At 67.0% G+C, this 12511-nt stretch carries 9 protein-coding genes; 6 read left to right on the top strand and 3 right to left on the bottom strand.

Annotated elements, in window-relative coordinates:
- The first annotated feature begins 350 nt into the window (after window positions 1-350).
- The 6 genes from ACFX4F_RS16975 to ACFX4F_RS17000 all read left to right on the top strand — a co-directional run bounded on the left by ACFX4F_RS16975 (window position 351) and on the right by ACFX4F_RS17000 (window position 10261).
- Complete coding sequence (locus ACFX4F_RS16975) at window positions 351-2825, top strand: GH92 family glycosyl hydrolase (RefSeq protein WP_380657333.1); 2475 nt, start codon at window positions 351-353, stop codon at window positions 2823-2825.
- A 96-nt stretch (window positions 2826-2921) separates the two neighbouring features.
- Window positions 2922-3971: a LacI family DNA-binding transcriptional regulator gene (locus ACFX4F_RS16980; protein ID WP_099818319.1), complete on the top strand. Its 1050-nt coding sequence runs from the start codon at window positions 2922-2924 to the stop codon at window positions 3969-3971.
- A gap of 70 nt (window positions 3972-4041) precedes the next feature.
- The gene (fucP, locus tag ACFX4F_RS16985) at window positions 4042-5355 is read left to right on the top strand and encodes an L-fucose:H+ symporter permease (protein WP_099818320.1); all 1314 of its coding nucleotides are present in this window, start codon (window positions 4042-4044) and stop codon (window positions 5353-5355) included.
- 7 nt (window positions 5356-5362) lie between these two features.
- On the top strand, window positions 5363-6358 hold the full coding sequence (locus tag ACFX4F_RS16990) for a carbohydrate kinase (RefSeq protein ID WP_380657336.1): 996 nt from the start codon (window positions 5363-5365) through the stop codon (window positions 6356-6358).
- Window positions 6355-7581: an AGE family epimerase/isomerase gene (locus ACFX4F_RS16995; protein WP_380657338.1), complete on the top strand. Its 1227-nt coding sequence runs from the start codon at window positions 6355-6357 to the stop codon at window positions 7579-7581. The genes ACFX4F_RS16990 and ACFX4F_RS16995 overlap by 4 nt, the downstream gene beginning before the upstream one ends.
- A gap of 58 nt (window positions 7582-7639) precedes the next feature.
- Complete coding sequence (locus ACFX4F_RS17000; RefSeq protein ID WP_380657340.1) at window positions 7640-10261, top strand: glycoside hydrolase family 2 protein; 2622 nt, start codon at window positions 7640-7642, stop codon at window positions 10259-10261.
- Window positions 10262-10341: 80 nt separating this feature from the next.
- Here ACFX4F_RS17000 and mtnC read toward each other — a convergent pair whose 3' ends face one another.
- The 3 genes from mtnC to ACFX4F_RS17015 all read right to left on the bottom strand — a co-directional run bounded on the left by mtnC (window position 10342) and on the right by ACFX4F_RS17015 (window position 12332).
- Window positions 10342-11037 carry an acireductone synthase gene (mtnC, locus tag ACFX4F_RS17005; RefSeq protein ID WP_380657341.1) on the bottom strand — a complete coding sequence of 232 codons (696 nt, stop codon included), beginning with the start codon at window positions 11035-11037 and terminating at the stop codon, window positions 10342-10344.
- Between the two features lie 3 nt (window positions 11038-11040).
- On the bottom strand, window positions 11041-11598 hold the full coding sequence (locus tag ACFX4F_RS17010; protein ID WP_049467060.1) for an acireductone dioxygenase: 558 nt from the start codon (window positions 11596-11598) through the stop codon (window positions 11041-11043).
- 92 nt (window positions 11599-11690) lie between these two features.
- Window positions 11691-12332 carry a methylthioribulose 1-phosphate dehydratase gene (locus ACFX4F_RS17015; RefSeq protein ID WP_049467062.1) on the bottom strand — a complete coding sequence of 214 codons (642 nt, stop codon included), beginning with the start codon at window positions 12330-12332 and terminating at the stop codon, window positions 11691-11693.
- Between the last annotated feature and the right edge of the window lie 179 nt (window positions 12333-12511).

Genomic DNA, 12511 nt, shown 5'->3' on the forward strand with positions numbered 1-12511 from the left:
GGTGGGTCCGGTTGCGGGGGCGTGAGCGCCATGGATGGCGCGACCGAGCTTACATGGACGTACTTGCAGCGTCCCCCGCAGCCGGACCCACCCCGCCATCCCACGGAATGCAGCTGTTGCTGTTGTCGTTGCCGTTGCCGTTGCTTCGGCCGTTGCCTCTGCGGGTGCCGGGCGCAGCCCGGCCTAAGCCCACCCCTCATGCTGCGCCGCAGAATGCATTGGGCGAAATTCCCATGCTCTACTTGAATCGATCTAAATCCGCCGGGGTGCGGATTTGCACCGATGGAAACGAGGGCTCGGGCTGTGTGGCCGGTCCCTCGCTGCCGCCCTGCCGCCAAGGAGTCCTGCCCGTGACCAGGTTGTCCCGCCGTCGTCCCGCCCGCCGCCTGTCGGCATTGTCCCATCGGCCCTTGGCCCGCATCGCCTGCCTGCTGGCGCTCGCGGTGACGCCCTGGCTGCAGGCCGCACCGGCCGCGCTGGAGCGCGAGGTCAATACCTTCATTGGCAGCAAGGATGACGGCAACACCTTCCCCGGTGCCTCGGCGCCGTTCGGCCTGATCCAGGTCAGCCCGATTGGCAGCCACTATTCGGGGTGGCGCTACGACGACGACAGGATCCGTGGCTTCGGCCATTCGTTCCTCTCCGGCGCCGGTTGCTGGGAGCAGGGCGGGCAGGTCTCGGTGCTGCCGGTGACCGGCAGCATCGGCCCCGGCGGTGATTTCGATACCGGCAACCCCAAGCAGTTCGACCACAAGGCGTATGCCTCGGCCTATACCCATGACGGCGAAATCGGCCAGGCCGGCTACTACAAGGTGCGCCTGACCAGCTACGGCGGCATCGATGCCGAAGCCACCGCACGTACCCGCGCAGCTGCCGAGCGCTACACCTTCAGCCAGGGCAAGGGCGATGGCCACGTGCTGGTCAATGTCGGCCAGGCCAACGAGCGCCACTCGGTGATCGGCAGCGTGGTCGATGTGGTCGGCGACCGCGTGGTCGAAGGCAAGCTGGTCACCAAGAGCTTCTGCGGTGGCCATCAGTACACCACCTGGTTCCGTATCGAGTTCGACCGCCCGTTCAAGGCGCATGGCACCTGGGGCGAGGGCGGCGGTCTGCCGGGCGCGCGGCACAGCATGGAAGGCGAGCAGAAGCCGAATGGCGCGTGGCTCAGCTTCGACCTGGCCAAGGGCCAGTCGGTCACGGCCGTCAGCGCGATTTCGCATGTGGACGCCGAAGGCGCGCGCACCAACCTGCGCGCCGAGGGCATGCAGGGCGGGGCGCTGCTCGGCTTCGATCGCATGCGCGCGCTGTCGCAGCAATCGTGGCGCGAGCAGCTGGCACGCGTCCGCGTGCAGGGTGGCAATGGCGATGACCGCACCGTCTTCTACAGCGCGCTGTACCACGCGCTGCTGCAGCCGATGACCGGCAATGATGCCGACGGCCGCTACCGTGGTTACGACGATGGCATCCATCGCGCCGATGGCTGGACCTACTACGAGTACTTCTCGCTGTGGGACACCTACCGCGCACAGAACCAGTGGCTGGCGCTGACACGTCCGGACGTGGCGCGCGACATCGGCCGCACCCTGCTGGCGATCGACGAGCAGGGTGGTTGGCTGCCGCGCTGGGGCTATGCCAATTTCGAGACCAACATCATGACCGGCGACCCGGTCACCCCCTTCATGGTCGATCTGTGGCGCTTCGGTGCACTCAAGGGCCGCGAAGGACAGGCATGGGATGCGCTGCGCCGCAACGCGTTCGGCACGCCGCCACTGAACTCGCGGATGGCCGGTCGCTCCGGCAACCCGACCTACCTGGACAAGGGCTACGTGGTCTACGACCGTGCGTTCCCGTCCAAGGGCATGGACGTCGACCCGCACCACGGTGGTTCGGCAACGCTGGAGTACGCACTGGCCGACTGCGCGCTTTCGCAGATGGCCGATGGCCTCGGCCATGTCCAGGATGCGGCGACCCTGCGTGAGCGTGGCCGCAACTGGCGCAAGGTGTGGGACCCGCAGGTACGCGATGCGGAAACCGGCTTCAGTGGCTTCCCGCGCCCGCGCACCGAAGACGGCCAGTGGTATACCCCGGCTGACGGCCATTACAGCCCGCGCTCGCACCATGGTTTCCATGAAGGCACCGCCTGGCAGTACCAGTGGCTGGCGCAGCAGGACGTGCCGGGCCTGGTTGAAGCGATGGACGGTCGCGAGCAGGCGGGCCGCCGCCTGGATGCGTTCTTCGCAATGGATGCGCTGCAGGCCGACCCGCTCAATGCGGCGCGCCGCGAGTGGGTGGTGGGCCCGTACAGCTACTACAACCAGTTCCGCTACAACCCCAACAACGAGCCCGACCTGCATTCGCCGTGGCTGTACACGCTGATCGGCCAGCCGTGGAAGACCGCCGCAGTGGTGCGTGCGGCGCAGCAGCTGTTCACCAATGCGCCCAATGGCGTGACCGGCAACGATGACCTCGGCACGATGTCGGCCTGGTACCTGTTCAGTGCGATCGGCGTGTACCCGGCGGTGCCGGGCAGCGGCGAGTTCCTGCTGCATACGCCGCGCTTTGCCAAGGTCGAGGTCGAGCTGGGCAACGGCCGCACCCTGCGCATCGAGGCGCCTGGCGCCGATGGACGCCGCCTGCAGTACGTGCAGGGCGTGCAGGTCGATGGCCAGGCACATGCCCCGGTGTGGCTGGGCTGGAACCAGCTGCAGCAGGGCCCGAAGCTGCGTTTCGCCCTCGATGGCACGGCGCCGACGCAGGGCTGGGGCACGGCGGTGAAGGATCTGCCGGTGTCCTGGTGCGCGGCCCCGGGCAGCCAGCTGCACTGAGCCGGGCTGTGCCGTTCGAGGCAACCCAGCGAACGGCACGGCACGACAGGGCCGCGATCCATTAGGCTTGAGCATCCATCGGAGTGCGGGAAGACGATGAACGACAACGGCGACAGTTCCAGCAAGCGTTCCGGCAAGGCGGTGACGGTGACCGACATCGCCCGTGCCATCGGCGTTTCGCGCGCGACCGTGTCGCTGGTGCTGCGCGGCAGCCCGCTGGTCAACGTCGATACCCGTGCCCGGGTGGAGGCCGAGCTTCGCCGCCAGCGCTATGTCTACAACCGCGCGGCGGCGAACCTGCGGCGACGCACATCGTCCAGCATCGCGCTGGTCATCAACGATCTGTCCAACCCGTTCTTCGCCGAATTCGCTTCCGGTGTGGACGAGGCACTGGGCGGGCGTGGCTACGTGACCCTGCTCGGCAGTACCGGCGAGTCACCCGAGCGCCAGCAGGCGGTGCTGTCCACGTTGATGGAGCACACGCCTGCAGGCCTGATCCTGTCGCCGGCCGAAGGCAGCGATGCCGCGCTGCTGCGGCAGGCGCTGGGTGCCAATGCCAACGTACTGCTGTTCAACCGCGAGCTGGAAGGGGCCGAGTGGGACTTCCTGACCCTGGACAACCAGCATGGCGCCTACCTGGCTACCCGCCACCTGATCGAGCGCGGTCATCGCCAGATCGCCTTCTTCGGCGGTCATGCGGCATCGAGTTCCTGCCACCAGCGTCGCGCGGGTTTCCAGCAGGCACTGGCCGAAGCCGGGCTGGCGCTACCGCCGGGCTGGATGATCGAATCGGCACCCAACCGGCTGGAAGCGGCCGCGCGCACCGACGAACTGTTTGTCGACGGCCATCGGCCGAGCGCGGCGGTCTGTTACAACGACACCGTCGCGCTGGGCCTGATGCTGGGCCTGAACTCGCGCGGCATCCGTCCCGGCGGTGACTTCGCGGTGACCGGCTTCGACGATATTTCCGAAGCGTCGGTCGCCGTGCCGCCGCTGACCACCCTGACCGCCGACCCGCGCGAGCGCGGCCGGCAGGCGGCATCCCTGCTGCTGCAACGACTGGAGGAACCGGATGCGCCCCCACGGCGCACGGTCGCCCCGGTACAGTTGCGCATCCGCGAAAGCAGTGCCGCACGTCCGAACTGATGCTCTGCTGCTGAACTGATTGCACCCTTCCACGCACCAACGACCTTTCGCGCATCGAGGCGCGTACCGCATGCCGATCTCCGCAACGCCCCGCCCATCCGGTTCCCCGGGCAACCAGCCTGCCGTCACCAACGGCAAGGCGCTGGCCGTGGTCACCACCATCTTCTTCATGTGGGGCTTCCTGACCTGCCTCAATGACATCCTGATTCCGCACCTGAAGGCGGTGTTCGAACTGAACTATGCCAAGGCGATGCTGGTGCAGTTCACCTTCTTCGGCACCTACTTCCTGATGTCGCTGCCGGCCGGGCGGCTGGTGGCGGCCTTGGGCTACAAGAAGGGCATCGTGGCCGGCCTGGTGATCGCCGGCATCGGCGCGCTGGGTTTCTGGCCCGCGGCCGAGCTGCGCGTCTATGGCGCCTTCCTCGGTGCGTTGTTCGTGTTGGCCACCGGCATCACCGTGCTGCAGGTAGCAGCCAACCCGTACGTCGCGCTGCTTGGCCCGGAGCAGACCAGCTCCAGCCGCCTGACCCTGGCGCAGGCGCTGAATTCACTGGGTACGGCCATTGCGCCGATCTTTGGCGGCATGCTGATCCTGTCCAACACGGCCATGAGCGGCGAGCAGATCGCCGCGCTGCCGGCCGCCGAGCAGCTGGCCTACCGTACCGCTGAGGCGCACGCGGTTCAGGGCCCCTACGTGGGCCTGGCCATTGCGCTGGTGCTGCTGGCATTGTTCGTGTTCCTGTTCCGCCTGCCGGCGCTGAACGACACCACCGAGCAGGCTGACGAGGGTCATCAGCACAGCTATCTGGATGCGCTGCGCAAGCGTCACCTGCTGCTGGGCGTGCTCGGCATCTTCTTCTACGTCGGTGCTGAAGTATCGATCGGCAGCTTCCTGGTCAACTACCTGTCGATGCCCACCATCGGCGGCTTCAGCGAGCAGGAAGCCACGCACTATGTGTCGGCCTACTGGACGATGGCGATGATCGGCCGCTTCGCCGGTTCGGCGCTGCTGGCGCGCTTCTCGCCGAGCCGCCTGCTGGCGATCTTCGCGCTGGTCAATGTCGGCCTGCTGACGCTGACCATGATGACCTCCGGCAATGTCGCGCTGTACTCGGTGGTGGCGATCGGCCTGTTCAACTCGATCATGTTCCCGACCATCTTCGCGCTCAGCATCGAGCGTCTGGGCCCGCTGACCAGCAAGGGTTCGAGCCTGCTGATCATGGCCATCGTCGGTGGCGCCGTGGTGCCTTACCTGCAGGGCGTCCTGGCCGACCACGTCGGCGTGCAGGCCAGCTTCATCCTGCCGCTGCTGTGCTACGGCTACATCATTTTCTACGGACTGGTCGGCGCCCGCGCGCCGGCTGCCGGCACGCACGGAGGCTGAGTCGAAAATGGGTTCCATCGTCTGCTTCGGCGAAATTTTGATCGATCTACTAGCGCAGCCGCCGGCCTCGGCCGATACCCCGCGCGCGTTCCTGCAGTACGCCGGTGGTGCGCCGGCCAACGTCGCGGTGGCCGCCGCACGGCTGGGCGCGAAGACCCAGTTCGTCGGCATGCTCGGCCGCGACATGTTCGGCGACTTCCTGGCCGAGAGCCTGAGCGAGCACGGCGTCGGTACCGACTACATCGTGCGCACCGACGCGGCCAAGACCGCGCTGGCCTTCGTGGCGCTGGACGCGGGCGGCGAACGCAGCTTCAGCTTCTACCGCCCGCCGGCGGCCGACCTGCTGTTCCGTGACAGCGACTTCCAGGCAGGCTGCTTCGATGGCGCGCAGTGCTTCCATGTCTGTTCCAACAGCCTGACCGAAGCGGACATCGCCGACGCGACGTTCGCCGGCATGGACCGCGCGCGCACGGCCGGTGCGGTGGTCAGCCTGGATCTCAACCTGCGTCCGGCGCTGTGGCCGGCCGATGTCGACCCGACACCGCGGCTGTGGCAGGCGCTGGAACGCGCCGACCTGGTCAAGCTGTCGCGGGAAGAACTGGAGTACCTGGCAGCGCCGCTTGGCGATGACGGCGAGGCACTGGTGCTGCGGCGCCTGCTGGCCGCGCAGGCGCGCTGGGTGATCATCACCGACGGCGCCGCCACGCTGCATTGGTACACCCGCGAAACGCAGGGCAAGGTCACCAGCTTCCGCGTGCCCACCGTGGACACCACTGCCGCCGGCGATGCCTTTGTTGGTGGCGTGCTGGTCGGGCTGCTGGAGCGGGGTGGGGCGGGTGCGGGCTTTGCCGCGTTCTGCCAGGACCCGCAGGCGATCGCCGCCACGCTGCGCTTCGGCGCCGTCGTTGGCGCACTGGCGGTGACCCGCAAGGGCGCGTTCGCTGCGATGCCCTCGTTCGATGAAGTGCAGCAGTTGCTGCAGGCACAGGACCTTCCCGCATGAGCACCTCGCCCGATTTCCGTTCTCCCGCTTTCCTGCGCGCACACATCGCCGACACCATGGCGTTCTACCACCCGCGCTGCATCGATCCGAAGGGCGGTTTCTTCCACTACTTCCGTGACGACGGCAGCATCTACGATGCCAGCCATCGCCACCTGGTGAGCAGCACCCGTTTCGTCTTCAACTACGCCATGGCCTACCGCGAGTTCGGCAATGCCGAGTATCGCGATGCGGTCGAGCACGGCGTGCGCTACCTGCGCGAGGTGCATCGCAACCCGGCCACCGGCGGCTACGCCTGGACCCTGCGCGATGGCGTGGTCGAGGACGACATGAACCACTGCTACGGCGTGGCCTTCGTGCTGCTGGCCTACAGCTGTGCATTGAAAGCGGGCATCGATGAAGCCCGCACGTGGATGGATGAGACCTGGCAGCTGTTGGACGCCCGCTTCTGGGAAGCGGAGCACGGCCTGTACCGGGACGAGGCCGACGGCCAGTGGAACTTCACCGGCTACCGTGGCCAGAACGCCAACATGCACATGTGCGAGGCGATGCTGGCTGCGTTCGAGGCCAGTGGCGAGCAGCGCTATGTCGAGCGCGCGCTGCAGCTGGCCGACAACATGACCCGCCGCCAGGCGGCTAAGGCCGGCGGTCTGGTCTGGGAGCACTACGACACCGACTGGAACATCGACTGGGACTACAACCTGGACGATCCCAAGCACTTGTTCCGGCCGTGGGGCTTCCAGCCCGGCCACCAGACCGAGTGGGCCAAGCTGCTGCTGATCCTGGACCGCCACGTGCAGGCCAACTGGCTGCTGCCGACCGCGCAGCATCTGTTCGATGTGGCGGTGGAGCGCAGCTGGGACGAGGCGCGCGGCGGCCTGTACTACGGCTTCGCACCGGAGTCGCGCCGCCAGCCGGGCATGGACGGTGCGCCGATCGGCGGCGACAGCTTCGTCTGCGACGACGACAAGTATTTCTGGGTGCAGGCCGAGACGTTGGCCACCGCCGCACTGATGGCCAAGCGCACCGGCGATGAGCGCTACTGGCAGTGGTACGACCGTCTCTGGGCGTACTCGTGGGAGCACTTCGTCGACCACCGGTACGGCGCGTGGTTCCGCATCCTCGACGCTGACAACCGCAAGTACAGCGACGAGAAGAGCCCGGCTGGCAAGGTCGATTACCACACCATGGGCGCCTGCTACGAAGTGCTGAACGTCGTGCGTTGAACATCGTCCGAATGCAGTAGTGCCAGGCCATGCCTGGCAAAAACAACAGGAGCATCACGTGCATCGCCTTCCCCTCGTTGTCCGTCTGCTCCTGCTGCTGATCGCGGCGACCGCATTCCCTGCAACCGCCGCACCGCTGCAGGCGCAATGGGAATTCCGCCTGCTGCCCGGTGACGCGCAGGGCGCGGCGCATCCGGGCCTGCAGCAGTGGCGCGCGGCCACGGTGCCGGGCAGCGTGCATACCGACCTGCTGGCGCACGAGCTGATCCGCGATCCGTACGTCGGCGCGCCCGAAGCCGAGCTGCAGTGGATCGGCCTGGCCGACTGGGAGTACCGCGCCCGTTTCGATGTGGACGCCGTCACCTTGGCCAAGCCCAACGCCGAGTTGCGCTTCGATGGCCTCGATACCTATGCCGAGGTAAAGCTCAACGGCAAGCCGCTGCTGCGTGCCGACAATGCCCACCGCACTTGGCGCGCCCGCGTCGAAGGCCGCCTGCGGGCGAAGGGCAACGAGCTGCAGATCGTGTTCCGTTCGCCGATCCGCACGCTGCTGCCGGGCGTGCAGGCGATGCCGCACAAGATCGCCGGCAATTATCCTTCGCCCTACGGCGATGAGCCCAAGGACGCGATGGTCGGCAACTTCGCGCGCAAGCCGGCCTACCACTTCGGCTGGGACTGGGGGCCGCGCTACGTCACTGTCGGCGTCTGGCGCGGCGTTGACCTGCAGGCATGGGGCGCGCATCGGTTGACCGACCTGGCCGTGCGCACTGATGCGCTTGATGCAGAAAAGGCGACGCTGGCCGTAGTGCTGCAGGTGGAGCAGGACGCGGTAGCCGGTCCCGTTGCGGTGGACGTTGAGGTGCGTGATCCTGACGGCCGCAGCGTCGCCCGGGTGCAGCGCACGGGCGAGCTGAAGCCCGGCAAGAACAGCGTGGAGGTGCCGGTTGAACTGGCCAAGCCGCGGCGCTGGTGGCCGGTCGGCCATGGTGCGCAGGACCGCTACACCGTAATGGCCTCGCTCGACGGTGGCGCCGACCCCACGTTGAAGCGCGAACAGCGCATTGGCCTGCGCACGGTCGAGCTGCGCCGCGAGCGGGACGACAAGGGAGGGCAGGGCTTCGCCTTTGTCATCAATGGTGTGCCGATCTTCGCCAAGGGCGCGAACGTGATCCCGTTCGACGCCTTCCCTGCGCGCGCTGATGCCGCGCGCCTGCGCCAGGTGCTGGTCGCCGCGCGCGATGCCAACATGAACATGCTGCGCAACTGGGGTGGCGGTTACTACGAAGACGATGCGTTCTTCGATATCGCCGACGAGCTGGGCCTGCTGGTCTGGCAGGACTTCATGTTCGGTGGCGGCATGCAGCCCGGTTACGACCCGGCATTCCGCGCCAGCGTGGTCGCCGAGGCGCGCGACAACGTACGCCGGCTGCGCCACCATCCCAGCATCGTGTTGTGGTGTGGCAACAACGAAGAAGAAACGGCGTGGAAGGATTGGGGCCACGGCCGCGACCTGAAGGCCGCTGATCCGGCGTTCGCAGCGAAGGTCTGGCAGGGCTACGTCGATCTGTTCGGCAACGACCTGCGCCAGGTGGTGAGCGAAGACGGGCTGGGCGTGCCGTACTGGTCCAGCTCGCCCAGCAATGATCTGGACGAGAAGGCCAACGACTCCGCCCGCGGTGACAAGCACTACTGGCAGGTGTGGGGCAATCCAGCGTTGCCGGTGCAGGCCTATCTGCGCGAGACCCCGCGCTTCATGTCCGAGTACGGCCTGCAGGCCTGGCCTGCGGTGGCAACGGTGGACCAGATCGCTACTCGTGCGGAGCAGCGCATCGACAGTCCGGTGATCCGTGCGCACCAGAAATTCATGGCCGGCGAGGGCAATACGCGCCTGCTGCACTACATCGAACTGGGCTACGGCACGCCGAAGGACTTCGAGGACTTCGTCTATCTGAGCCAGGTGATGCAGGCCGATGGCATCGCCCTGGCGGCGCTGCATCATCGCGCTTCGCGACCGTACACGATGGGCTCGCTTTACTGGCAGCTCAACGACGTCTGGCCGGGTGCCTCGTGGTCGAGCGTGGACTACTTCGGCCGCTGGAAGGCGCTGCACTTTGCCGCGCGCCGCTTCTTCGCGCCGGTCACCGTGGCCGCGCTGCGCGATGAGGGCAGGACGCGCGTGCGCCTGATCAACGACCAGGCCGCGCCGTTGGATGCACGGTGGCGCCTGCGGGTGATGGACGTGGAAGGCAAGGTGCTGCGTCGGCGCGAGCAGGCAGTGACGCTGGTCGCTGCCGGGGTGACCGGTATCGGCAATTACGTGGATGCCGAACTGCTGGCCGGCGCCGATCCGGCGCGGACAGTGGCGGTGTTCGAGCTGCTGCAGGACGGCAGGGTGACGGCGCGGCAGGTCGTCGGATTCGTCGAAGCCAAGGACCAGGTGCTGCCACGGCAGCAGCTGACATCAACGTTGGCGATCGACGGTGACCACTACCGCCTGCGGTTGCAGAGCGCAGCACTGGTGCGCGCGGCCTGGATCGATTTCGGCGCGCTGGACGTGCAGGTGGAAGACAACCTGCTGGACCTGCTGCCGGGCGAAACCCGCGACATCGCCGTGCGTGGCCCGGTAGACCTGGCTGCGCTGCGTGAGGCGTTGAAGGTGCGAACCCTCAACGATCGTTGAGGGGCACGCTTTGGTAGGTGCCAACCTTGGTTGGCACACCAGAAGCATGCCAACCAAGGTTGGCATCTACCAGTTTTTGCTTACAGCTGGATCTGCTGGAAGTTCTCGATGCGGTCATGGCCGTTGGCGGCTGCACCAATGCGCGGCATCGGGTAGTCGTCCAAGCGATCGATCAGGCGTGTCTGCAGGCCGGCTTCGCGGGCGGCGTCCAGTTCCTCGACCACATCGGACAGGAACAGGATCTCGCCAGCGGGAACGCCGATGGCCTGCGCGATATGGAGATAGCTGTCGGCCTCGCGCTTGCCACCGACTTCGGTATCGAACCAGCCCGACACCAGCGGACTGAGGTCACCGGCATCGCTGAAGCCGAAGAACAGCTTCTGCGCCGGCACCGAGCCGGAGGAGTACACATACAGCGGCAGGCCGGAGGCGTGCCAGCCCTTCAGCACCGGCGCCACTTCCGGGTAGAAGTGCGCGGTGTAGTCGCCACGACGGTAGCCCGCGTCCCAGATCAGCCCCTGCAGGGCCTTCAGTGCGGTGTGCTTGCGGTCCTGGTCGATCCAGCCCTGCAGCGTCTCGGCCACCAGGCTGTCCTGGCAGGCGCCGCCGATCTCGCTGGCGACGGCGTCCAGCCAGCGACGCACCTCCGGCTGCTGGCCATGTTCGGCGACGAAGCCGGGCAGCGCCTGGCGGGCGTAGGGGAACAGCACGTTCTTGACGAACGAGATGCTGCTGGTGGTGCCTTCGATGTCGGTCAGGATGACGCGGGGCTGCATTGATCAGGACGCCTGGGTCGGAATGTAACGGGGGAATTTCTGCGCGATGTCGGTGCCGGTGAAGTGACCGACCCAGCCATCCGGCTCGGTGAAGAAGCGGATCGCCACGAAGCTGGGCTCATCGCCCATGTCGAACCAGTGGGTGGTGCCGTCGGGCACGGCGATCAGGTCATCCTTCACGCATTCGATCTCATAGACCTTGTCGCCCACGTGCAGGGTGAACAGGCCGGAGCCAGCAACGAAGAAGCGCACTTCGTCTTCCTTGTGGAAGTGTTCGTCGAGGAACTTCTTCCTCAGCTCGGCGCGGTTCGGGTTGTCGGGGGCGATCGAGGCCACGTCCACGCTCTTGAAGCCGCGTTCGGCGACCAGGCGGTCGATGTCGGCGCGGTAGGCAGCAAACACCTCGTCCTGGCTTGCGCCCGGGGCGACCGGCGCGGTGGCCTGCCAGCGTTCAAAGGTGACGCCGATCTTCTGCAGTTCGGCAGCGATGACCGCGCCGTCCTGGGTGTCCAGCAGCGGCGATTCGGGGCGGGTGTCGTCGTAGATGCGCAGTCGGCTCATGGCGGCAGCTTGAACGTCTCGGGGGGAGGACAGGGTAGCAGGGTGGCAACGACGGCCAGATTCCAGAATGGCATCTGGCCTTACCGGAAACGTCAGCGGCGCAGCTTGCGCAGCTCCAGTTCGCAATGCAGCAGGAACTCGAACGCTTCCATGTGCCGGCGCGCTTCGGCCATGTCGCGGCCCCACGCATACAGGCCATGGCCGTCGATCAGGTAGCCCCACAGGGTCTGGGTGTCGAGCAACGCGTCAACCTGGGCCGACAGCACGTCCATGTCCTGGGTGTTGGCGAACACCGGGATGTCGATGGCCATCTCGTGGGTGCTGTTGCCGGCGAAGGCCTTCAGCAGTTCGTAGCCTTCCACCCGGATGTGGCCCTGCGGCGCATACAGGCGCGAGGCGATGGTCTGCACCGGCGAATGGGTATGCAGGACGCAGCCGATCTCCGGGAAACGGCGATACAGCTGGGTATGCAGCAGGGTTTCGGCGGAGGGGCGCAGCGGGCGGCCGACGGCCTTGCCATCGAAGTCCACCACCATGATGTCGTCTTCGATCAGCCGGCCCTTGTCCTTGCCGGACACGGTGATCGCGGCGTGGCGGTCATCCAGGCGGTGGGAGAAGTTGCTGCTGGTGGCCGGGGTCCAGCCGGCCTGGGCCAGTTCGCGGACGTTGTCGATCAGCAGCTGGGCCAGTTCGCTCAGGCGCGCGGTGTCGTAGGGGAAGGTGGGGGCGTTCATGGGGGCGATTTTACTGGATTCGGCCAACGGCTGAGCCCCTCGTGGCTGGTCGAGTAGAGCGGTTCATGGGGTGGGCGGGGCAGGTGGGCCGTGCAGGGGACGCTGCAAGTACGTCCCTGTAAGCTCGATGGCGCCATCCATGGCGCCAACGGCCCTGCACGGCCCACCCGCCCCACCCC

The sequence above is a fragment of the Stenotrophomonas sp. YIM B13575 genome (assembly GCF_042787595.1).
In the GTDB taxonomy this organism is placed as follows: Bacteria; Pseudomonadota; Gammaproteobacteria; order Xanthomonadales; family Xanthomonadaceae; genus Stenotrophomonas; species Stenotrophomonas lactitubi_B.